Here is a 22,623-nt window from a genome sequence, read left to right as displayed (position 1 = left end):
GACGAAAATATAACGCATTAACTTGGAAAGTCACTGCGTTTTTTCCGGGTTTTAAAGCCAGCCCTAATTGCCCTCGACAAAACTCGGAAATTATTTCGCACACCTCGAAAAAATCATAATCGGACGGTAACACTTACATTATCGAATCGGTTCCGGCGTATTCGTGAAGAAGATCGATCGGCCGCATCATTCGACAGACTCGCATTAAATCGGACCGCCGATTATATTGACGGTTTATCGACGATTTTCCGAATGCCTTCCGGCAAGCGTCGCGACGTGATCGGCCTGAAACCCGTTCCATCCATTGCCATTCCACTGCCATGCCGAACGCACCTGCCTTGTGGGAGCCGTACTGCCATCGATCGGAAGCGGAATTCCATCTGTCGAACTTCGCCGGCAAGGTGCTCGGCCCAAAGGCGGGCGTCGTGTTTTTCGACGGCATTGGCGCGTCGCGCCTGAAATCGGCGACGCCCGACGCCAACGGCAATGCGCTCGATTTGGTGGTCGCCGTGTCCCGCCCGCCGCTGATGCCGGCCGATCCGCCCAACTCCGCGACACCTCAAACCATCGATCAATTGTCGATGCAGTGGGCGCAGAGCGTGTCCGCGGCCAGGCGATCGGCGCCCGGCCCCGCGCTGCTCGGGCCAGGCATCTCGAAGGCCCGCGACTTCATCGAGGAACACAAGAGCGCATTCGACGGCGCAGCCGTCGTCGGCGACACGTTCGGCATCCTGGCGGGCGCCGTGTCGTTCGCCGCGATACTTGCCGGCGGCGTGACGCTTCTGCCCGTGCTGGGCCTCGTGGCCGGCATGACGTCGGCATTGCTGCTGCTCGAAGACAGCCGGATGTTGAAGTACGAGCTGACGGGCGACGAGGTTCGCAAGAAGCCACTCGGCAACGCGTGGCACTACAAGGTACTCGAAACCGTGGGGCCGATCCTCATCCTGCCGGACCTCGTCGCGAGCGGTCCGCGCACGCTGGCTTCGCTGCCCCGCGTCGCGCGGGAAGCCGGCGAAATTTCCGAAGAGGCCGTCCAGGCGACGAAGCGGCTCGCGTCGCAACGCAACGCGCTCGACGCGATCAAGAGCGCGTCGCTCGACAATCCCAATCGGGCCGCGGCTCAGGCGCAGGCCCGGCAGGTGGAGGAACAGGCGAGCCGCTTCGCCGACGCCGTGCGCGAAGCGCAACGGAAACTGATGCAGGCTCGTCGCGAACTGCTGCTGTTGCGGACGATCGAAGCGCCCGCCTACATGGCATCCATCTACGGAGCCAGCGTGTACGGCATCGATCCGCCCGATAGCGTCACGCACGGGATCGACCGGCTTCAGCAGCGCCTCGGCGGCGAGCCTCGGCAAGACCCTGACCACCCCGCTCGCCTCCTCGTCCCCGATCGCCCGATGACGTCTCAACCCGGCGCGCCCGCGCCCGTCCTGCAATTTCAAGTCGGCGTCGGCCATCGTCCGGGAGCCGCGCATTGACGAACTTCGATCATTCCGCTGACGCGACGGCCGCGCGTCGTGCCTCCGGCGCCGCGGCGCGCCCCGGAAATCGCCCCGCCGGCGCGCCGCCCCAGGCGATTCCCGCGGGCATGGCGTTCTTCGTCGCGGTCGGCACGACCTTCATGGAACTCTTCGACTGTCTCGGCGACGTGGTGGGATTTGCTTCGGAAAACTACCGATTCGAGGAGATCGCCGTGGCCGCGGCGATCATGCTGACGGTGGGCATCGGATTCGGCAAGGGGAAGCGCTGGGCCGTGCGGCTGTTTCGTTGGCTATCCTATGCGGGCATGGCGGCGCTCGCCGCGGTGCTCGCGTTCGGCGCGTTCCTCACGATGGGCACCCACCCGCTCGACGCGGGCCTTGCATGGGTCATCTTCGCATTCGCCGTCGTGCAGATTCCGCTATACGTCGTCATATTCCGCGCGCTAAGACGCGTGCGCTGGCTCGATCCCGAGTCGCTGCCGCACGAGTGGGAGCCGTCGGCCCGTGAAGCGCGCGGCCGCTGAGCGCGTGCCGATTCCGGCGCTTACCCGACGACCGGAGCGCGGCGTCTCTCCGTGCGATGCGCGGCGCGCGGCGCACGGTGCGCTTGGCCGCGCGCCGCCCGCGCCGTGTCACGCGATGCCCAGCTGCTTCGCGGTCGCATCGATCGCCCGCTTCGCCTTCTCCACGATCTCGTCGATCTCAGTCTTCGAGACCACGAGCGGCGGCGACAGCAGCATCCGGTCGCCCGTCGCGCGCATGATCAGGTTGCCGTTGAAGCAGTAGTCGCGGCAGATCGTGCCGACCTCGCCGCCGTTCTCGAAGCGCTTGCGCGCGCCCGGCTCGCGCGCGAGCTGCAGGCCCGCGACGAGCCCCGCGCCCGAGATCTCGCCGACGATCGGATGATGCGAAAACGTCTCGCGCAGCAGTTTCTGGAAGTAGGGGCCCGTATCGGTCTTCACGCGCTCGACGATCTTCGCGTCGCGCAGCAATGTCAGGTTCGCCACCGCCACCGCCGCCGCGACCGGATGCCCGGAGTACGTCATCCCGTGATTGAACTCGCCGTGCGCGATCAGCGCGTCGGCGATCCGGTCCGACAGCGCGACCGCGCCCATCGGCACGTAGCCGCTCGTCAGCCCCTTCGCGAGCGTCATCAGATCCGGCTCGAAGCCGAAGTGCCGATGCGCGAACCATTCGCCGGTGCGCCCGAATCCGCCGATCACCTCGTCGGCGACGAGCAGCACGTCGTACTTGCGGCAGATTCGCTCGATCTCGGGCCAGTACGTCGACGGCGGGAAGATCACGCCGCCCGCGCCCTGGAACGGCTCGCCGATGAACGCCGCGACGTTGTCCGCGCCGAGCTCGAGAATCTTCGCCTCGAGCTGCCGCGCGCGCTCGAGCCCGAACGCCTCCGGCGTTTGCCCTTCGCTCGCTTCGCCGAAGTAATAAGGCTGATCGATGTGCACGATGTGCTCGACCTTCGACGGCATCTGCTCGTGCATGTAGCCCATGCCGCCGAGCGTCGCGCCCGCGATCGTCGAACCGTGATAGCCGTTCTTGCGCGAGATCACGAACTTCTTCTGCGGGCGGTTCTGCGTGCGCCAGTACTGATGCGCGACGCGCAGCACCGTATCGTTGCCCTCGGAGCCGCTGTTGCAATAGAAGAAGCGGTTGAACGACGGCGGCGCGATCTGGGCGAGCAGCGCGGACAGCTCGATGATCGGCGGGTGCGTGGTCTTGAAGAACGTGTTGTAGAACGGCAGTTCGCGCAGCTGCCGGCTGCCGGCCTCGATCAGCTCCTCGCGCCCGTAGCCGACGTTCACGCACCAGAGCCCGGCCATCCCGTCGATGATCTTGTTGCCGTCGGAATCCCACAGATACACGCCCTCGGCCTTCACGATCACGCGGCTGCCCGTGCGATTGAGCGAGCCCATGTCCGAGAACGGATGGATATGGTGCGCCGCGTCGAGCGCGCGGTACTGCGCGGTGCTGCGCTGCTGCGCACTCGCGCGCAGCGGCTGAACGAGGGCGATGTCTTCGGTTCGATACGTCACTTCGATCTCCTGAATGCGTCGTACATACGCACGCTCAAACGTGCAGCAGCAGGTGCTTGCGCTCCCACGAGCTGATCACGCGGAAAAATGCTTCGTACTCCGTTTCCTTCAACGCGAGATAGGCCTTCACGAACTTCTCGCCGAGCATCTCGGCAAGCGGCGCGCACGCGCTCATCAGCGTGAGCCCTTCCTCGAGATTGCGCGGCAACTGGTACGGCAGGCTGTAGCCGTCGCTCGCGAGCGGCTCGGTCGGCTCGAGCGCCTGCGTGACGCCGAGGTAGCCCGCCGCGAGCGTGCCCGCGATCGCGAGGTACGGGTTGCAGTCGACGCCCGGAATCCGGTTCTCGATCCGTCGCGCGGCGGCCGCCGAATGCGGAATCCGGAAGCCGACCGTGCGGTTGTCGTAGCCCCACTGCACGTTGATCGGCGCGGCCATGAAGCGCGACAGCCGGCGATACGAGTTGATGTACGGCGCGAAGATCGGCATCAGCGCGGGCGTGTACTTCTGCAGCCCGGCAAGGTACGCGCGAAACATCGGCATCACTTCGCCGCCCGCGCCGATGAAGAGATTGCGGCCCGTCTCGAGGTCGACGACGCTCTGATGGATGTGCATCGCCGAGCCCGGCTCGTTCTCCATCGGCTTCGCCATGAACGTCGCGTACATGTTGTGGCGCAGCGCCGCTTCGCGCACCGTGCGCTTGAACAGGAACACCTGGTCGGCGAGCGACAGCGCATCGCCGTGCAGAAAGTTGATCTCCATCTGCGCGGCGCCGACTTCGTGAATCAGCGTGTCGATGTCGAGCCCCTGCAGCTCGCAGTATTCGTAGATGTCCTCGAAGAGCGGATCGAACTCGTTGACCGCTTCGATCGAATACGACTGCCGCCCCGTCTCCGCGCGCCCCGTGCGTCCGACGGGCGGACGCAGCGGCAGATCCGGGTCCTTGTTCATGTCGACGAGATAGAACTCGAGCTCCGGCGCGACGACGGGCTTCCATCCCTTCGCGCGATACAGGTCGAGCACGCGCCGCAACACGTAGCGCGGCGAGATCTCGACGGGCGAGCCGTCGAAATGCACGCAATCGTGAATCACCTGCGCGGTCGGATCGACCGCCCACGGAATCAGGCAGATCGTCGACGCGTCGGGCACGCACACCATGTCGGGATCGGTCACGCCGGTGAGCGTGCCGTCTTCCGGGTAGTCGCCGGTGACGGTCTGCACCATCACCGCTTGCGGCAGCCGCATCGATTCGCCCGTTTCGAACTTGTTGCGCGGGATGATCTTGCCGCGCGCGATCCCCGCCATGTCGGGAATGATCGCTTCCACTTCGGTGATCCGGTGTTGCCTCAAAAAATCATCGATGTCTTGCATGTGAGCCTCTCTTCGATAAGCGTCGACGGCCTTCACGCGCGCGTCGCGCGTTCGGCCGTCCTGCGCATTCGGGCGCGGCACGCCGCGCCGAACGCCGCAAAGATTTCTCGCGACAGCGGATTGCCGTCGAACCGCCATTCCGGATGCCACTGCACGCCGAGCGCGAACGCGCGCGCGTCGCGCACGCCGATCGCCTCGACGAGCCCGTCGGGCGCGCGCGCTTCGACGGTCAGCCCGCCGCCGAGCCGCTCGATCCCCTGCGCGTGCAGCGAGTTGACGTCGACGCTTTCCGCGCCGTGCGCAAGCCGATGCAGCAATCCGCCCGGCTCGAGCCGGACCGGATGCGCGGAGCCGTATTGCACGTCGACCGGAGCGGACAGGTTCTCGCGATGATCGGCGCGGCCGCTTTGCGCGTGCACGGCCTGATGCAGCGTGCCGCCGTACGCGACGTTCAGCTCCTGCATGCCGCGGCAGATCGCGAGCACCGGCACGCCGGCGTCGATCGCCGCGCGCACGAGCGGCAGCGTCGTCGCGTCGCGCGCCGCGTCGTGCAGCGTGCCGGGCGCGCTCGCCGGGCCGCCGTAGCGCTCGGGCTCGACGTTCGAATAGCTGCCCGTCAGCAGCAAGCCGTCGATGAGCGCGAGCAGTTCGTCCGCGCGCTGCCGCGCGCCGAGCGCGGGCAGCACGATCGCGAGCGCGTCCGCGCCGGCGACGACGGCGCTCAGGTATTTCTCGCCGGCGACATGCGCGACATGCAGGCCGACCGTCTTGCGATCCGCGCAAACGCCGACGACGGGCCGCCGCCCGGCGACGAAATGTTCATCCATCGCGCTTCCTCCGATTCGACAGGCGCGACGAACGCGCGCGCAGCACGCGCGACGCATCGCGTTCGTCGAGAAAAACGGAAACGACGCCGCGCACAGCGGCATGCATGCACGTACGCGCGCGCCCGATGCGCGGCGGCGTGCGTGGCGTGGGCTCGACGGATTCGCGCGCGGCGCGGTCACGCAACGCGCGGCCCGCGCGCGATGCGATGCGCGCGCCGCCCGTTCGCATGCGGCTCGGCAACGCGACGGCAATGCGCAGCGACGACGAACCGGCGAGCGACGAGGAGCGACGAGAAGAGGCGCTAGGGCAACAGCGATGCGACGCCGTCGTCGTGAACCGCCGTGTAGGCGCGCGCGGCGACCGCGTTGTGACGGCGCACGGAGCGCCGGGACACGGTGGCGAAGATGGACAGGCTTGGGCTAGCGAGATACTTGCCGCAGCCAACGTCGGCGGCGTCGACGGCGTGCGGAAGGCTCGCGCGCCGACTTCGATCCCGCCTGACCAAGGGGCCTTGGACTCTCACGATTACACTCGACTGACTGTTTAAAGTATTGAACGCGGCAAGCGGCGATGCGACTCGGCATGCGCCGCCGCCCGGCCAGCCGGTCGATCGTCGCGAACGTCGCTGCAGCCCGTTCGCGAGTGGCGGCGGCGCGGGAAAACGCCACCGTGATCGATGTGACGGCTAGCTGACAATCAGCTTATCGTATCTGGAAATGCCGTCAATTCCGTTTCAAAAATACGGATCTAGGGTTTTCCCTTAATTCACGGCGGATGCATTGCTTAAAATATTCGACGATAACCGTCGATGGACGCGCGCATTGCGCGGCGTCGGCTCGTAGTCGGATCGGTATCCGAACGATTCCCGCCTCCCATGCTCGCTTCGCGCGGCGAACGAGCGAACCACGAGCGAAACCCGCATTCGTTTCGCATCGCAAACGAATGCGCGACGCAATCCGCCGCGCATCGCCCAGCGCGAAGCGCCGCGAATGGAGGCTGCCCTACAACGAGGTCAGCGATGCTCGAGTGCGGCCCTCGCGAGCGCCTCGAGCAGCGGCACGATCCGCCGCGCCTTTGCTTCGTCGTACGAATAAGGCCGCGTTTCGTCCATGTAGGTCGCTTGCACGAGCTCGAGCTGCACCGCCTGCACGCCGTGCTCCGGCGCGCCGTAGTGACGCGTGATGTAGCCGCCCTTGAAGCGCCCGTTCGCGATCGACGTGTAGCCGCCGTGCTTGTCGACGAGCGCGGCCAGCTTGTCGGCAAGACCCGGCGCCGCGCTCGCGCCGTTCGACGTGCCGAAGTTGAAGTCCGGCAGCCGGCCTTCGAAAAAGCGCGGCACCTGCGAGCGGATCGAATGCGCTTCCCACAGCAGCACGCGGCCGTGCGCGCCCTTCAGGCGCTCGAGCTCGCCTGCGAGCGCATCGTGATACGGCCTCCAGTAGCGCTCGCGACGGCGTGCGATCTCGGTGACGGTCGGCTCGTCGCCTTCCGCGTAGAGCGGCGACTTGTCGAACGTATCGACGGGCACGAGGCCCGTCGTATCCTGGCCCGGATAGAGATTCGCGTCGTCGGGCGGACGGTTCAGATCGACGACATAGCGCGCGTGCAACGGCACGATCACCGACGCGCCGAGCGTCTTCGCGAAATCGTACAGACGCTCGAGATGCCAGTCGCAATCGTCGACGTGGCGCGCGACGGGCGTCATCGTCTCGGCGATTTCGTCGGGAATGCGGGTGCCCGCGTGCGGTATCGACACGAGCAGCGGCAGCGTGCCGCGATGCAGCGTGAATACCGGCGGATACGATGCGGTGTTCATGATCGTTCGACCTCGTTGATGATGCCGCGCTTCGTGCGGCGCGCTCCCCGCCGCGCGCCGCGCGGCTCGCACGTGGCGGCCGGCTGCGCCGCTGCGCGCGCGAAGCGCTCGGCTTGCATGATTTTCATTGCGGCGCGCGCGGCACCCCGCCCTCGCGCCGGATGCCGGATGCCGGATGCCGGATGCCGGATGCCGCAGGCATGCTGACCGCATCGCGCGGCGGCCGCGCCGGCGCATCTTCGTATCATCCGTCGCTTGCGCAAGCCGGTCGCGCTTCAGCGCAGCAGTTGCGCGAGCGCCGCGCGATACCCGGCGTACGCGGATGCCTCGTCACGATGACGCCGCGCACTCACCACCTGCTCGCCGCCGACATACACGTCGAGCACCGGCGTGTCGCCGTGCTCGGCGAACACCGCACCCGACAGCCACGTGTCGCTGCCATGCTCGGCGATCGACGGATGCGTGGGATCGAGCACGATCCAGTCGGCGCGCCGGCCCGCCTCGAGCGCGCCGACCGGCCGGCCGGCCGCGCGCGCGCCGCCCGCGAGCGACGCCGCGAACAGACGGTCAGCCACGTGAGTATGCGCCGAATCGGCGAGCACGTTGCGCTCGCGCCGCACGAGACGCTGCCCGTATTCGAAGAGCCGCAGCTCGGCGCGCCAGTCGACGCTCGCGTGGCTGTCCGAACCGATGCCGATCGCGCCGCCCGCCGCGAGATAGTCGAGCGCCGGAAAGATGCCGTCGCCGAGGTTGGCCTCGGTCGTCGGACACAGGCCCGCGATCGCGCCGCTGCGCGCGAGCGCACGCGTCTCCACCGCGTCGAGATGCGTCGCATGGACGAGGCACCAGCGCGCGTTTACGTCGAAGCGATCGAGCAGCCATTGCACCGGCCGCGCGCCGTATGCGCGCACGCAATCGTCGACTTCCGCGGTCTGCTCGGCGATGTGGATGTGCACCGGCGCATCGGCCGGCAGTGCGCCGAGCAATTCGCGCAGGCCACCCTCCGATACCGCGCGCAGCGAATGCGGCGCGATCCCGTAGCGCAGCCCCCCGTGCTCGGGCAGCTCGCCGCGCAGCGCATCGAGGAGCGCGAGAAGCGCATCGGGCGTGTTGATGAAGCGGCGCTGGTCGTCGCGCGGCGCGCGTTCGCCGAAGCCGCTGTACTGGTACGCGACGGGCAGCATCGTGATGCCGATGCCCGCATCCCGTGCCGCGCCGACGACGCGCGCCGCCAGCTCCGCGAGCCGCGGATAGCGCGCGCCGTCCGGCGCATGGTGAACGTAATGAAACTCGCACACCGACGTATAGCCGCTCTTCAGCATCTCGACATAGAGCCAGCGCGCGACCGCAGCGAGCGCGTCGGGCGTGATCTTCAGCGCGAAGCGGTACATCAGGTCGCGCCAGCTCCAGAACGTGTCGGACGGATTCGCGCGATATTCGGTGAGCCCCGCCATCGCGCGCTGGAACGCGTGCGAATGCAGGTTCGGCATGCCGGGCAAGAGCGGCCCGTTCGCGTGCGCGACGCCCGCGGGCGCCGGCGCGTTCGCGCTCACGTCGACGAGCGCGCCCGTCGCGTCCCAGCGCAGCAGCACGTCGCGCTGCCAGCCGCCGGGCAGGTATGCGTGCTCGGCAAACAACATCGAATCGGTCATCGTCATGCCTGTCTTCCGTCAGCGCGCATCGCGCGCGAACACCGTCACCCCGCCCTTCACGACACGCTCGCACAACGGCCGGCCGAACCAGTACGCGAGCTCCGCGAGCGTCGACACCGACCACACCGCGAAATCCGCCTGCCGCCCGGGCGCGAGCGAGCCGTGCAGATCGCCTGCGCCGAGCGCCGACGCCGCGTGGCGCGTGACGCCGAGCAGCGCCTCTTGCACTGTCAGCTTGAAGAGCGTGCAGCCCATGTTCACCGTGAGCAGCAGCGACGTGAGCGGCGACGTGCCCGGGTTGTGATCGGTCGCGAGCGCGATCGGCACGCCGTGGCGGCGCAGCAGATCGATCGGCGGCAGTTTCGTCTCGCGAATGAAGTAATAGGCGCCCGGCAGCAGCACGGCGGTCGTGCCGGATGCGCGCATCGCCGCGACGCCCGCCTCGTCCAGATATTCGAGATGATCCGCGGACAGCGCGCGATAGCGTGCGGCGAGCGCGGTGCCGCCGCCGTTCGACAGTTGCTCCGCGTGCATCTTGACGGGCAGCCCGCGCCGCACGGCCGCTTCGAACACCCGCTCGCTCTGCGCGAGCGTGAAGCCGATCCGCTCGCAGAACACGTCGACCGCGTCGACGAGCCCCTCGTCGGCGAGCTCGGGCAGCATCCGCTCGCAGACCTCGTCGATGTATTCGTCGGCGCGGCCGGTGTACTCGGGCGGCAGCGCGTGCGCGCCGAGGAAGGTCGTGTAGACGCTCACCGGGAAGCGCTCGCCGAGCTGCCGCGCGACGCGCAGCATTCGGCGCTCGCTCGCGAACTCGAGCCCGTAGCCGGACTTGATCTCGATCGCGGTGACGCCTTCCGCGAGCAGCGGCCGCAGCCGCGCGGCCGCCTGCTCGAAGAGCGTCGCCTCGCTCGCTTCGCGCGTCGCGCGCACCGTCGACACGATCCCGCCGCCGCGCCGCGCGATCTCTTCGTAGCTCGCGCCCGCGAGGCGCTGCGCGAACTCGTCCGCGCGCTGGCCGCCGTAGACGAGATGCGTGTGGCAATCGACGAGGCCGGGCGTCACCCACGCGCTGCGCAAGTCCTCTCGCGGCCAGTGCACGTAGCCGGCCGGCACGTCGCTCGCGCGCCCGATCCATGCGACCGTGCCGTCGCCGTTCACCGCGATCGCGGCGTCCGCGATCGTGTCGTTCGGGTCGCCGTGCGCGCACAGCTTCAAGTTGTGCCAGAGAATCGATTTCATCCGCTCAAGCCTTGTCGTGAAGAAGCGTCACGCCGACCGCGAGCAACGCGCCGCCGCCGCGAATCGCGCATCGCAGCTCGCCGTTCGCGGGATCGTCGATGCGCAGCGTGTCGAACGGGTGCAGCGCGATCGGCGCGCCGTCGCCGAGATCGACGACGCTCGCGCCGCTCGCGCAGAACAGCAGCACGGTGTCCGCATGCAGCGCATGCGCCGCGCCGGCGTGCCAGACGTCGACGCTGCCGCGCGCGGCGTCGCGCCGCGTCATCAGGTTGAAGTCGCGCGTCGGGCCATCGTGCAGCTCGGCCGCGAGCTCGGCTTCCCCCGCGAACGCGGCGCGCTCGAGCGGCGCGCGCAGCTCGTGCCGCGCGCCGTCGGCGTCGACGAGCGTCATGCCCGCGCCCGCGAGCAGCACGAGCGTCCGGTCGACGCCGGCGAAGCGCGAGAACGGCCCCGCCTGCGCGACGTCCGCGACGCTCACGCGCCACGCGAACGCATCGAACGCGCCGCCCGCGGCGCGCTCGCCCGACGGATGCGCGGCGATCTCGCGCGTCACGCCGCCGCCGTTCTTCCACGGCGACGCGACGAGCGAGTCCGCACGTATCAGCGTCGCTTGCATCGTAGACGACACCATCCGCATCAGCGGCCGAGCATCGGCAGCTTCAGGCCCGCTTCCGTCGCGGTGCGCTGCGCGAGCTCGTAGCCGGCGTCCGCATGGCGCATCACGCCCGTGGCCGGATCGTTGAACAGCACGCGGCCGAGGCGCTCGTGCGCGGCGTCGGTGCCGTCGGCGACGATCACGACGCCCGCATGCTGCGAGAAGCCCATGCCGACGCCGCCGCCGTGATGCAGCGACACCCACGACGCGCCGCCCGCCGTGTTCAGCAGCGCGTTCAGCAGCGGCCAGTCGCTGACCGCGTCCGAGCCGTCCTTCATCGCTTCCGTCTCGCGGTTCGGGCTCGCGACCGAGCCGGTGTCGAGGTGGTCGCGCCCGATCACGATCGGCGCCTTCAGCTCGCCCGTCCTCACCATCTCGTTGAACGCCTGGCCGAGACGGTAGCGATCCTTCACGCCGACCCAGCAGATCCGCGCGGGCAGCCCCTGGAACGCGATCCGCTCGCGCGCCATGTCGAGCCAGTTGTGCAGGTGCGGATCGTCGGGAATGAGTTCCTTGACCTTCGCATCGGTCTTGTAGATGTCCTCGGGATCGCCCGACAGCGCGACCCAGCGGAACGGCCCCTTGCCTTCGCAGAAGAGCGGCCGGATGTACGCGGGCACGAAGCCCGGGAAATCGAACGCGTTCTCGACGCCCATCTCCAGCGCCATCTGGCGGATGTTGTTGCCGTAGTCGAGCGTCGCCGCGCCGCGCTCCTGCAGCGCGAGCATCGCGCGCACCTGCACGGCCATCGACTGCTTCGCCGCGCGCACGATGCTCTGCGGATCGACCTTCTGCGCTTCGCGCCACTGCTCGACGCTCCAGCCCTGCGGCAGATAGCCGTTGATCGGATCGTGCGCGCTCGTCTGGTCGGTCACGCAGTCCGGCGTGATGCCGCGCGCGACCATCTCCGAGAACACGTCGGCCGCGTTGCCGAGCAGGCCCACCGATACCGGCTTGCCCGCGCGCTTCGCCTCGTCGATCATCGCGAGCGCTTCGTCGAGCGTCTTCGCCTTCTTGTCGACGTAGCGCGTCTTCAGGCGAAAGTCGATTCGCGATTCATCGCATTCGACCGCGATCATCGAGAAGCCCGCCATCGTCGCGGCGAGCGGCTGCGCGCCGCCCATGCCGCCCAGGCCGCCCGTCAGGACCCAGCGGCCCTTGGGATCGCCGTTGAAGTGCTGGTTCGCGACCGCGAAGAACGTCTCGTACGTGCCCTGCACGATGCCCTGGCTGCCGATGTAGATCCAGCTGCCCGCCGTCATCTGGCCGTACATCATCAGGCCCTTGCGGTCGAGCTCGTTGAAGTGATCCCACGTCGCCCAGTGCGGCACGAGGTTCGAATTCGCGATCAGCACGCGCGGCGCGTTCTCGTGCGTGCGGAACACGCCGACCGGCTTGCCCGACTGCACGAGCAGCGTCTCGTCGTCGTTCAGGTCCGCAAGCGACGCGAGGATCTGATCGTAGCAATCCCAGTTGCGCGCCGCGCGGCCGATGCCGCCGTACACGACGAGCGCGTGCGGATGCTCGGCGACCTCCGGATCGAGGTTGTTCTGGATCATCCGGTACGCGGCTTCGGCGAGCCAGTTCTTGCAGACCTTCTCGCTGCCGCGCGGCGCACGGATCACGCGGGTCGGATCGAGACGCGGATCGATGTGTTTCGGGTGGTTCATGACGACTGCTCCCGGAAAGGAAAGTGAGTTTCGTTAAGCGTTCAGAAATGGCCGGTGAAGCGATAGCGGCTGCCCGGATGCCAGAGGTTCACGACCGACGCGACGACGCCTTGCGACCACGTGCGCCGATGCAGCACGAGGCACGGCTCGGTCTCGCTCATCTCGAGCTCCTCGCGCATCACGCGATCGGGCATCGCCGCCTCGATCCGGTACTCGACGCGCTGCAGCGGCGCGACGCGCATCAGGTACTGGTTCGGCGTGATCGCCGAGAAATCCTGCTCCGCGTAATCCGCGGCGACGGCCGGATTGACCCAGCGCTCTTCGAGCTGCACCGGCTCGTCGTTCTCGTAATGCAGCATCACCGAGCGGAAAAGCTTCGTGTTGAGCGGCACCTGCATTTCGTCGGCGAGCGCGTCGTCGGCCTTCATCGTGACGAGATCGAGCACGCGCGCATGGTGCCGGTGGCCGCGCGCGGCGATTTCGTCGGAGATGCTGCGGATCGCGACGAGCGTCGACTCGTACTTCGGCCGCGCGACGAAGGTGCCCGCCCCCTGGATGCGCGTGAGCACCTGCTCGGCCGTGAGCTCGCGCAGCGCGCGGTTGACCGTCATTCGCGCAACCTTGAACTCGCGCGCGAGCTCGTTCTCGGACGGCACCTGATCGCCTTCCGCCCATTCGCCGGCGTGAATGCGATCGAGGATGAAGTCCTTGATTTCCTGATAGGCGGGCGTGCTCATCGTCTTATTGTTCCGATTCGAACGCGAGCGGGCTCAGCGTCGCGAACGCGCGCTCGCGCACGCGCTGCGCGACCACCGCGATGTCCGGCGCGAAGTAATGGTCGAGATCGTAGTGCGCGACGTCCGCGCGGATCGTCTTCATCGCGTGCTGCAGCGCCGGGCTCGTTTCGTGCGGCGCGCGCAGATCGACGCCCTGCGCGGCGGCGAGCAGCTCGATCGCGAGGATGTTCGCGACGTTCTCCGCGATGTCCGCGAGCTTGCGCGCGGCGAACGTCGCCATCGACACGTGGTCCTCCTGGTTCGCCGAGGTCGGCAGCGAATCGACCGATGCCGGATGCGCGAGCGTCTTGTTCTCCGACGCGAGCGCGGCGGCCGTCACGTGCGCGATCATGAAGCCCGAGTTCACGCCGCCGTCCTTCACGAGGAAAGGCGGCAGGCCGGAGAGCGTCGCGTCGATGAGCAGCGCGATGCGGCGCTCGGCGAGCGCGCCGATCTCGGCCGCGGCGATCGCGAGGTTGTCGGCCGCGAACGCGACGGGCTCCGCGTGGAAGTTGCCGCCCGACAGCACTTCGCCCGTATCCGGGAAGATCAGCGGGTTGTCCGACACCGCGTTCGCTTCGATGAGCAGCACGCCGGCCGCGTGGCGAATCTGGTCGAGGCACGCGCCCATCACCTGCGGCTGGCAGCGCAGGCTGTACGGGTCCTGCACCTTGCCGCAGTCGCGGTGCGACACGTTGATCGCCGAGCCGTCGAGCAGCGACCGGTACGCGGCCGCCGCGTCGACCTGGCCGCGATGGCCGCGCAGCTCGTGAATGCGCGCGTCGAACGGCTTCACCGAGCCCGCCGCCGCGTCGACCGACAGCGCGCCCGACACGAGCGCCGTGCGGTACAGGTCTTCGATCGCGAACAGGTTGTCGAGCGCGAGCGCGGTGGACGCCTGCGTGCCGTTCAGCAGCGCGAGGCCCTCCTTCGCTTCGAGCGTGAGCGGCGCGAGGCCCGCGACGCGCAGCCCGTCGACGGCGCTCGCGCGCTCGCCGCGGATGAACACTTCGCCGATGCCGAGCAGCGCCGCCGACATGTGCGCGAGCGGCGAGAGATCGCCCGACGCGCCGACCGAGCCCTTGACCGGGATGAGCGGCAGCACGTCGGCGTTGAACAGCTTGACGAGCGCGTCCATCACGACGCGGCGGATGCCCGAGTGACCGCGGCCGAGGCTCGACAGCTTGAGCGCCATCAGGAGGCGCACGACGGGACGCGACATCGGCTCGCCGACGCCGACCGCATGCGAGAGCACCAGATTCCTCTGCAGCAGCTCGAGCTGATCGTGCGGGATGTGCGTGCTCGCGAGGCGTCCGAAGCCCGTATTGATGCCGTAGGCCGGCTCGCCCTTCGCGGCGATGTCGGCGACGGCTTGCGCGCCCCGGTCGATCGCGGCGAAACTCGCGGGATCGAGCGTGATCTGCACGTTCTCGCGGGCGATCCGGCGCAGTTGCGGGAGAGTCAGGCGGCCTGGGGTCAGCGTGATCATGAAGGGGTCCTGTCTATACAAGTTTCGGGATGAGTTGAGTGTAGTGACTCGATGTTGTATAGACAACTTGTTTTTCAAAAATCCGGGCTAGGAGTTTCCCCTAGTCCGGCGGGCGGGCGAAGCCGGATCGGGGCGCAGCGGCGGAGGCCGCCCGGGCGGGTCGACGAGCGCGACAATGGAAGTGGCCGGCCGGATTTCGCAGCGCTTCGCGCTTTGGGCGCGCGCTCGAACGACGATGGCGTCGCGCGCCGCGCCTTTCACCACGCGAAGCAGGATTTCGAAGGCGTTTCGCCAAGTTCCGATCCCGAATCATCGCCTCCCGGATTTGGCGGCCCCGACTCCTCGGATGGATCTCGATTTCCGTCGGCTTCCGATCGTCCGGCGTTGCGATCGCTCCGGTGGCCGGGCGTGGGCGACGCACGTTCGCGCGACGCCCGCGCCCAGCCGCGCGGAGATCGGCTCCGCTGGCGACGATCGCGCGCAGCCGCCGAAACCCGCATTGCCGCCGCTGCGACGGACATGTGAAGCCTCAAGGGGGAATCGGCGGGCGCGGAGCAGCGATGAGGCCATGAAGCGCCGACGAGATGAGTCGATCAGGCGGCAAGACGATCAGCCGATCGCGTCGATGCACGGACGCTCGAGCGCCGGCGGCCGTCCGTTCCGAACGCCTCGAACGAAACGAAGCGCCGCGCGGCGTGACTGACGCGCCGCCTCGAAACGGCTCGCCCGCCGCTAAAACGTGCCGCCGCCCGCACGCCGCCAGGCGACGCACGCGGCATAGCCCGCGGGCGCGTCGAGCCATGCCGCCTCGAACGCCGCCACGCCGCTCGCGGGCGAGTTCGGCTCGACGATGCCGACGACGGGCGCGCCGCCGTTCCCGCCCCGCGGCGGCGACGCGCCGCCGAGCACCGAAAACGCGGTCAGGCCGCCGCCGATCCCCGTGCCGAGCGCTTTCAGGAACGCCTCCTTCGCCGCCCACACGCGATAGAACGCCGCTTCGCGCTCGCCAGCGGGCAACATGGCGATCGCCGCCGCGTCCGCGGGCGCGAACACCGCGCGGCCGAGCGAGCTCCAGTCGACGCCCGCCCGCCCCGCCTCGATGTCGACGCCGACGCGCGCGGCGCGGCTCCACGCGATCAGCGCATGCGCGCCGGAATGCGACACGTTGAAGTCGAGCGTCGGCGCGAGCGCCGCGTGCGCCGGCGCGAGCCGCGGCCGTCCCCATGCATCGGCGACGATCCGCAACTCGGCGGGCGGCACGCCGAGCGCCGCGCCGATCACGCCGCGCAACGCGGCGCGCGTCGACGCGCTGCGCAGCGCGTCGTCCGCGCGAACGAAGCGGCTGGCGCGCTCACGCTCGTCGTCGCTCAGCCAATCCATCGTGCGCGCGCCGCGCGGCGCATCGAAATCGAAGTCGAGCCGCACGAGCCGCACGCCGGCGCGTTGCGCCGCCGCGGGCGGCGACAGCTCGACGGCGCGGCAGGCGTCGTCGAGCGTGAAAGGCAAGGCGGCGTCGGTCGTGAATGGCAAGGCGGCATCTGTCGGCTGGCGCATCGGCGGCGGGGCACGTCGTGCAGACAATGGAATGCGTTCGATGGTAACGGATCTTCGTGCGCCGAGCCGCGCCGGCCGCAGCCGGCGCGCGCCGCTCAGCCGGTGGCCGTCCGCCCGCCCTTCACGTCCTCGTCCTCGTCCTTGCCCTTGTCCTCGTCGCGCGCCGCGCGGCCGCGCTCGGGCGCGGACGGTTGCCGATAGACGTCGCCCGGCGTATCGGGCGCGAGTTCGCCCGTCTGGAGCCAGCCGAGCGCGATCGGCCAGAGCGTCTTTTCGAAGCGGCTGTGGAAGAACGCGAAATGCCCGACCGACGCCGCGCCGATCTGCTCGGGCGCGATCCGCAGATGCGTGACCGCGCTGTGCGCGTAATAGCCGAGCAGGCGCTCGACCGCCTCGACGCTGCCGAACTCGTCGTCCGACAGGCCGATGGCGAGCGTCGGCGCGGTCAGCCGCGCGAAACGCTCGACGAGATCGCGCCGCGCGTCGGCCGTCTCCGCGATCGGCGCGCGCGCGAACGCGTCCTCGAAGCGCGGCCGGCTGCGGCTCCACGACAGCGCGACGCCGCGCGGCGTGTCCTCCATCCAGCCGAGCCGCTTCGCGGGAACGTAGCCGAACAGGCGCGCGAGAATCGGCATCGCGACATGCCATTTGATCAGCATCCGCAGCCGATGCGAGCCCGCGTAATCACGCCAGTACGCATATTGCGAGCCGACCGTGAGCACGCGGCGCACGAGCGCATTCGAATTGGCGAGCCCGAGCGTGACACCGCCGACGCTGTGCGCGACGACGTCGACCGGCTGGCCCCCAAACGCGCGCGACGCGTATTGCAGGACCGCGTCGCAATCGAGACGCCCCCAGTCGAGCCAGGTCGCACGAAAGCCGGCGAGCGACGCGGGCCGCGACTCGCCGATGCCGCGATAGTCGTAGACGAGCACGTCGCTGCCGTGGCTGAACAGATACGCGGCAAAGCGGAAGTAATAGCGGCAGCGCACCGAGGTCGCGCAATTGACGACCGTCACCGGCCGGCCGGCTGCGGGGCCACGGTGCCGCCACGCAAAGCCGCGCACGAGGAAGCCGTCGGCGGCCGGCGCGACGAAGGGTTCAGGCGGAATGGCGTCGGGCCGCTGCTGGTCCGGCATGTCGTCTCCTGTCATGGTCGTTTTCGTCGATTCGGAACCGTGCGCCGCCGCGGCGCGAAGCTCGCCTGCGGCGGCCATTTTTTCTCGGCTTTCGCAGGGTCGGCGGACGAACGTCCGGGAGATCGCTCGCCGAAATCGGGCGGCGGCGCGACGACGTCGCGCAGGATCGGCGCGCGTCGGCGCGGCGCGTGCGCCGCCGTCTGCTCGGGTTCCGCTCAGCTTCTACTCAGGTTCCGCGTTTCGCCGCCTCGCATGCGGCCGCGCGAACATCGCACGGATACGCCGTCCGATTCACATCGGCGCGGCGTGCGGGCGACACGCGCGCGGCCGAATGACACGGCGAAACAGCAACGATACGTTACTCGATTTACGAAAAAGCGGCAGCGGACACACGCCGCGCCGGAAAATGATGGCGAGCGGCCCACACGCGAAGTGCGGCGCGATGCAACGCAACTCGACGTGACGTGACGTGACACGACACGCCATGAAGCGGTGCATCCTGCCCCGGTCGAGCACAAGCGACGGCGACGCCGTGCGAACGCGCCGGCTCGCCGTTCAACACTTAGCTTGCATCGAAGATGATCGCCGGAATCGCGCCCGATTCCGCGCCGCGGCGGCGCATCGATCCGTCGGCGCACGCTCTCCGGGGAAACGGCGATGAAGACGGCGCGACGGCGCGCGAAACGACGTCGTCGCATCGATGCCCGTCAGGCGAATGCGAGGACCGACGCCGCGATGCGCGAGCAAGTGAAAATGTAGCGCCGCGCCACGGCGATTCGCGACGTTCCGGCTAAGCGTTCGCGGTAGTCCATCATGCGCGCGTCGACGCCGGCGCGCCCGCATTGCGCCAACCGCCGCCCACTCGCCGCAACGGAAATCGGCCGGCGATGCGGCTGCCCCCTTGCTTCTCGACGCCCCCGCTTCTCGCCGCCCTCATGTGCCGCCGCGCGACTCGAAGAATCCGGCCCCCGGCGTCACCCGCCCGAGCCGCCGAGCCCGGTTCGGCCGAGCCGGGTTCAGCTCAGCAACCCGAGCATCGCCGCGCGCACGACGGCGGCCGTCTTGTTCGCGGTCCTGAGCTTCAGGATCGCGTTCTTTACGTGGAAGTTCACCGTATCGACGGAGATCGCGAGAATCTTCGAGATTTCGCCCGACGTCTTGCCGTCCGCCGCCCACTTGAGCACCTCGACCTCGCGCTCGGTCAGCCCGCGCTCCGGATCGGCCATCAGCTTCGGCAGCATCAGGTGGCCGAGCGCGGCGTGCGCGGTGCGCACGAGCCAGCGCATCCGGTATTCCTTCGCATCGAGCTCCGCCTCCGTCACCGGCTCGCGCGTGCGCACGAGCGCGAGCATGCCCATGCCGCCATACGCGTCGAAGTTCGACTGCGCCCAGCCGAACTTCAGCCCGAACGACTGCGCCTCGACCCACATTTGATGCGCGGACGCAAACAGCGTCTCGTTCAGGACGATCGGCTGCTGCGACCGGCGCCCGTGCGCAAGGATCGGATCGACATCGAGAAAGCCCGCCTCCGCATAGCGGCGCTTCCATTGCTCGGGAAAATTGCTGCGCGTCTCGATTCGCGGCCTGGACACCGGCCACGGCACGCGCAGCCCATACGCGCAGTATTCGAAATCGAGGGCCGTGGCGGCGATTTCGATGCTTCGAAACGCCTCTTCCTCGGATCGCGCTCCGTCCAGCCCCGCGAGCAGATCCTCTGCCCAATTCCCCATCGCCGCCCTCATCGGATCTCCATGTTCGGACAGGCCGAAGTTTCTCGCGCAGCGGTGCGACGCGCCGCATCCGGTGCGGCAATGCGAGGCAAGATCAACCGGCCCGAATGATCAGCGTGTATTTATTTGTGCTTGTGCGGTTTGCGTTTTGGTGCAATTCGATTCGAATTACACATGCGCGGCAACCTTCGGGCAAATGAGATTTTTTCATTCGCCAAAACGGGGCCATACGCTGCTCGAATAGACGAAGGGATCGCTCAATGCTTGTGTGGATTATTCACGCGCGTTGCGCGCGCATCTCAAAAAAAGCCCTTGCTGGAGCCGCTGCGAAGCGAATGACGGATGAATGACGGAGCCTCGTCGGAATGCGGCGATGCATGCGTTGCGCGAGGCTTGCCCGATATCTCGTTCTTCAAATCCACGAGCGCGACGGACGCATTGCGCGCACGACACCGCCCATGTCGAAAGAAAGGAAACGATGCGCGCATCGCGATGCAATGCAATGCAATGAGTGACCGGCGTGCGTCATCGGATAAATGACGCACGCCGCTTGCCGCGCGACCGACGATGAACGCCCATCCGGGCCCGGCGATCCGCGCAAGCGGCGCTCCTGCGCGCGACGGCGCCCTCGTCGCGATACGCAGCGCGCGCCGCGGTGCGATGCGGCCGAGCGCGCGAAGAGCGAAGCCGCGCTTGCGGCATGCCGCAAGCGCAATATGCAGAGACAAATCGGAAGAACAACGCGCGAGCGCGCGGCTACCTACGCGGGCACGCGACGCATGCCCCACACCGCCCATTGCGCGACGGCGAGCAAGCTCGACGCGTCGTTAATCGATCAGTTGGCTGCCGACGATAGCCGGCGCGGCGAGTGCAGCGGGTACAGCGAGTGCAGCGGACACTTGAGCGGACGCGCCGAGCTTCGCGGGCAGCACGGTCACCCGCATGAGTTGCGCCATGACGTCGGCGAGCGAAAGCGCGACGCTGCAGTTCGACGTGTCGATCGAGATATCGGGTGCGACGGGCGGCTCGTAAGCGCCCGACACGCCCGTGAACTGCATCAGCCGCCCTTGCTCGGCGCGCGCGTACATGCCCTTCGGATCGCGCGCGCGGCACACTTCGAGCGGCGTCGACACGTAAGTCTCGAAAAAGCCCGTCCCGACGATCGAGCGGGCGAGATCGCGATGCGCCTGCAGCGGCGAAATCGTCGCGACGATCACGATATAGCCCTCGTGCTGAAACAGCTTCGCGACGTGCGCGAAGCGGCGGATGTTCTCCATCCGGTCGGCGTCCGAAAAACCGAGATCGGAGCACAGGCCGGTGCGCAGCGCATCGCCGTCGAGCACGATCGCCTTCGCGCCGCTCTCGAGCAGCCGGTTCAGCAACACGTTCGCCGTCGTCGTCTTGCCGGCCCCCGGCAAGCCCGTCATCCAAACGACCGGGGCGACCGCCTCCGGCGGAAAGCCGCCATTCATATCCATGCGCTAGCCTCTGTCAAACTCTTCCTGACACTCTCGAAGAGTTTAACAACTGATAAGGATCAAAAAAGTGAACTTTCTGTAATATTTCCGCCATATTAATTACGAAAAATTAAACGTACCACCGCAGGATTCATCGGGTCGCCCCAATCGCGTCGAGCGCGCGCCGACGCGCGGCGTGGTGCGCGACGATCGGCAGCGCATAGGTGTCGCCGAGCCGCACGCGCGCCGCCTCGAGCTGCGCGGGCGGCGCGAGCCAAGGCTCGTGGATCGCGCTCGACGGCAAGCCGGCGAGCTCGGGCACCCAGCGCCGCACGTACGCGCCGTCCGGGTCGAACTTCTTGCCCTGCACGACCGGATTGAAGATCCGGAAATAAGGCGCGGCGTCCGCGCCGCAGCCCGCAACCCACTGCCAGTTCGCCGCGTTCGACGCGGCGTCCGCATCGACGAGCGTGTCCCAGAACCACGCTTCGCCTTCCCGCCAGTCGATCAGCAGATGCTTGACGAGGAACGACGCGCACACCATTCGCGCGCGGTTATGCATCCAGCCCGTCGTCCATAGCTCGCGCATGCCCGCGTCGACGAACGGATAGCCCGTGGCGCCGCGCCGCCATGCGGCGAGCGCCGCGGGATCGTCGCGCCACGGCATCCCGTCGAGATTGTGGCGCAGGTTGCGGCGCGGCAGATCCGGGAAGCGGTACAGTTGTCCGTAGCAGAACTCCCGCCAGCCGAGCTCGCCGAGAAACTTGTCGAGATCCGCCTGCGTCGCCGCGCCGTACGCGTGCGCATCGACCGCCGCATGCCAGATCTGCCGCACGGACAGGTTGCCGAAGCGCACGTACGGCGACAGGCGGCTCGTCGACGCGATGCCCGGCCGGTCGCGCTCGGTCGCGTAGCCGCCGAGCCGGCTGTCGACGAACGCGCGCAGCAGGCGGTGCGCGGCGTCCTCGCCGCAGCGCCACGCGTCGCGCAAGCCGCCCGTCCAATCCGGGCGCGTCGGCAAAAGCGCGAGCGCATCGAGCGTGACCTGCCGCTGCGCGATCCCGTGCGGCGGCGCGCAGCCGCTCAAGCGCAGCGGCGCGGCGAGCGGCGCCGCATGCACGCCGCGCCGCAGCGCCGCGCGCCAGTATGCGCCGAACACCTGATACGGATGGCCTGACTCGGCGACGACGTCGCCCGGCTCGAACAGCAGGCTCGCGTTGAACGTCTCGACCGTGACGCCGCGCGCTTCGAGCAACGTCTGCACCGCATTGTCGAGCGCGCGCTCGGCGAGCGCATAACGGCGGTTCCAATAGACCGCGCTCGCGCCGAGCGCCGCGACGAACGAAGCGATCGCGTCGGCCGCGTCGCCGCGCAGCAGCACGAGCCGGCTACCCAGCTCGGCGAGCGCGGCGTCGAGCGCGCGCAGCGATCCGTGCAGCCACCAGCGCGCCGCGCCGCCCAGCGGTCGCGCGCCGGCGCGCTCGTCGAACACGTAGACGCCGATCACCGGACGTCCCGACTCGGCGGCGCACGCGAGCGCGGGATGATCGGACACGCGCAGATCGTCGCGAAACCAGACGACGGCGCAAGCGCTCGGAGCGAATGCTGACAATGGATAGGCCCGCAGAAAGAAAAACGAAAGATCGTCAACTCGAATCGCATCGAGCCCCTCGCGGCGCGGAATCGGCGAATCCCGCTCGCCTTGCGGGGC

Annotated in this window: 19 protein-coding genes; 2 read left to right on the top strand and 17 right to left on the bottom strand. The window is 68.4% G+C overall.

The window, feature by feature from the left end:
- Positions 1-320: 320 nt before the first annotated feature.
- Positions 321-1,478, top strand: coding sequence for a hypothetical protein (locus WS78_RS06095; protein WP_059583862.1), 1,158 nt, complete (start codon positions 321-323; stop codon positions 1,476-1,478).
- Positions 1,475-2,005 (top strand): hypothetical protein, encoded by a 531-nt coding sequence (locus WS78_RS37485; RefSeq protein WP_226377212.1) that lies wholly within the window; start codon positions 1,475-1,477, stop codon positions 2,003-2,005. The genes WS78_RS06095 and WS78_RS37485 overlap by 4 nt, the downstream gene beginning before the upstream one ends.
- A 108-nt stretch (positions 2,006-2,113) precedes the next feature.
- Here the strand turns inward: WS78_RS37485 and WS78_RS06085 are convergent, their stop codons facing one another.
- The 17 genes from WS78_RS06085 to WS78_RS06000 all read right to left on the bottom strand — a co-directional run bounded on the left by WS78_RS06085 (position 2,114) and on the right by WS78_RS06000 (position 22,524).
- Complete coding sequence (locus tag WS78_RS06085; RefSeq protein WP_085701507.1) at positions 2,114-3,535, bottom strand: aspartate aminotransferase family protein; 1,422 nt, start codon at positions 3,533-3,535, stop codon at positions 2,114-2,116.
- Positions 3,536-3,569: 34 nt separating this feature from the next.
- Positions 3,570-4,904: a glutamine synthetase family protein gene (locus WS78_RS06080; RefSeq protein WP_059584194.1), complete on the bottom strand. Its 1,335-nt coding sequence runs from the start codon at positions 4,902-4,904 to the stop codon at positions 3,570-3,572.
- A 32-nt stretch (positions 4,905-4,936) separates the two neighbouring features.
- A complete protein-coding gene (locus WS78_RS06075; protein ID WP_059584135.1) occupies positions 4,937-5,731 on the bottom strand; it encodes a gamma-glutamyl-gamma-aminobutyrate hydrolase family protein in 795 nt (264 codons plus the stop codon).
- Between the two features lie 302 nt (positions 5,732-6,033).
- The gene (locus tag WS78_RS36970) at positions 6,034-6,237 is read right to left on the bottom strand and encodes a hypothetical protein (RefSeq protein WP_038750655.1); all 204 of its coding nucleotides are present in this window, start codon (positions 6,235-6,237) and stop codon (positions 6,034-6,036) included.
- A 507-nt stretch (positions 6,238-6,744) separates the two neighbouring features.
- Positions 6,745-7,548: an N-formylglutamate deformylase gene (hutG, locus tag WS78_RS06060; protein WP_038750658.1), complete on the bottom strand. Its 804-nt coding sequence runs from the start codon at positions 7,546-7,548 to the stop codon at positions 6,745-6,747.
- Positions 7,549-7,823: 275 nt separating this feature from the next.
- Positions 7,824-9,206 carry a formimidoylglutamate deiminase gene (locus WS78_RS06055; protein ID WP_082717402.1) on the bottom strand — a complete coding sequence of 461 codons (1,383 nt, stop codon included), beginning with the start codon at positions 9,204-9,206 and terminating at the stop codon, positions 7,824-7,826.
- Positions 9,207-9,218: 12 nt separating this feature from the next.
- Positions 9,219-10,442 carry an imidazolonepropionase gene (gene hutI, locus WS78_RS06050; protein WP_059584140.1) on the bottom strand — a complete coding sequence of 408 codons (1,224 nt, stop codon included), beginning with the start codon at positions 10,440-10,442 and terminating at the stop codon, positions 9,219-9,221.
- A gap of 4 nt (positions 10,443-10,446) precedes the next feature.
- Positions 10,447-11,079 carry a HutD/Ves family protein gene (locus WS78_RS06045; RefSeq protein WP_059584142.1) on the bottom strand — a complete coding sequence of 211 codons (633 nt, stop codon included), beginning with the start codon at positions 11,077-11,079 and terminating at the stop codon, positions 10,447-10,449.
- Positions 11,079-12,767: a urocanate hydratase gene (gene hutU, locus WS78_RS06040; protein WP_059584145.1), complete on the bottom strand. Its 1,689-nt coding sequence runs from the start codon at positions 12,765-12,767 to the stop codon at positions 11,079-11,081. The genes WS78_RS06045 and hutU overlap by 1 nt, the downstream gene beginning before the upstream one ends.
- Before the next feature lie 41 nt (positions 12,768-12,808).
- Positions 12,809-13,504, bottom strand: coding sequence for a histidine utilization repressor (gene hutC, locus WS78_RS06035; RefSeq protein ID WP_038750671.1), 696 nt, complete (start codon positions 13,502-13,504; stop codon positions 12,809-12,811).
- Positions 13,505-13,508: 4 nt separating this feature from the next.
- Entirely contained in the window at positions 13,509-15,032 is a 1,524-nt protein-coding gene (gene hutH, locus WS78_RS06030) for a histidine ammonia-lyase (RefSeq protein WP_038750674.1), read from the bottom strand.
- A 732-nt stretch (positions 15,033-15,764) separates the two neighbouring features.
- The gene (locus tag WS78_RS06025; RefSeq protein WP_059584148.1) at positions 15,765-16,586 is read right to left on the bottom strand and encodes a 4'-phosphopantetheinyl transferase family protein; all 822 of its coding nucleotides are present in this window, start codon (positions 16,584-16,586) and stop codon (positions 15,765-15,767) included.
- Between the two features lie 95 nt (positions 16,587-16,681).
- Positions 16,682-17,725, bottom strand: coding sequence for an alpha/beta hydrolase family protein (locus WS78_RS06020; protein WP_059584198.1), 1,044 nt, complete (start codon positions 17,723-17,725; stop codon positions 16,682-16,684).
- A 1,016-nt stretch (positions 17,726-18,741) separates the two neighbouring features.
- Positions 18,742-19,455: an autoinducer binding domain-containing protein gene (locus tag WS78_RS06010; RefSeq protein WP_038750681.1), complete on the bottom strand. Its 714-nt coding sequence runs from the start codon at positions 19,453-19,455 to the stop codon at positions 18,742-18,744.
- A 299-nt stretch (positions 19,456-19,754) separates the two neighbouring features.
- On the bottom strand, positions 19,755-20,252 hold the full coding sequence (locus WS78_RS35590; RefSeq protein ID WP_156432546.1) for a hypothetical protein: 498 nt from the start codon (positions 20,250-20,252) through the stop codon (positions 19,755-19,757).
- Positions 20,253-20,282: 30 nt separating this feature from the next.
- Positions 20,283-20,933 carry an adenylyl-sulfate kinase gene (gene cysC, locus WS78_RS06005; protein ID WP_038750684.1) on the bottom strand — a complete coding sequence of 217 codons (651 nt, stop codon included), beginning with the start codon at positions 20,931-20,933 and terminating at the stop codon, positions 20,283-20,285.
- A 130-nt stretch (positions 20,934-21,063) separates the two neighbouring features.
- A complete protein-coding gene (locus tag WS78_RS06000) occupies positions 21,064-22,524 on the bottom strand; it encodes a cryptochrome/photolyase family protein (RefSeq protein ID WP_059584153.1) in 1,461 nt (486 codons plus the stop codon).
- Positions 22,525-22,623 lie beyond the last annotated feature (99 nt).

It is taken from the genome of Burkholderia savannae (assembly GCF_001524445.2).
Taxonomy (GTDB): domain Bacteria; phylum Pseudomonadota; class Gammaproteobacteria; order Burkholderiales; family Burkholderiaceae; genus Burkholderia; species Burkholderia savannae.
Note: the sequence above shows the minus strand (reverse complement) of the source record. Positions and strands in the feature narration are given on the sequence as shown.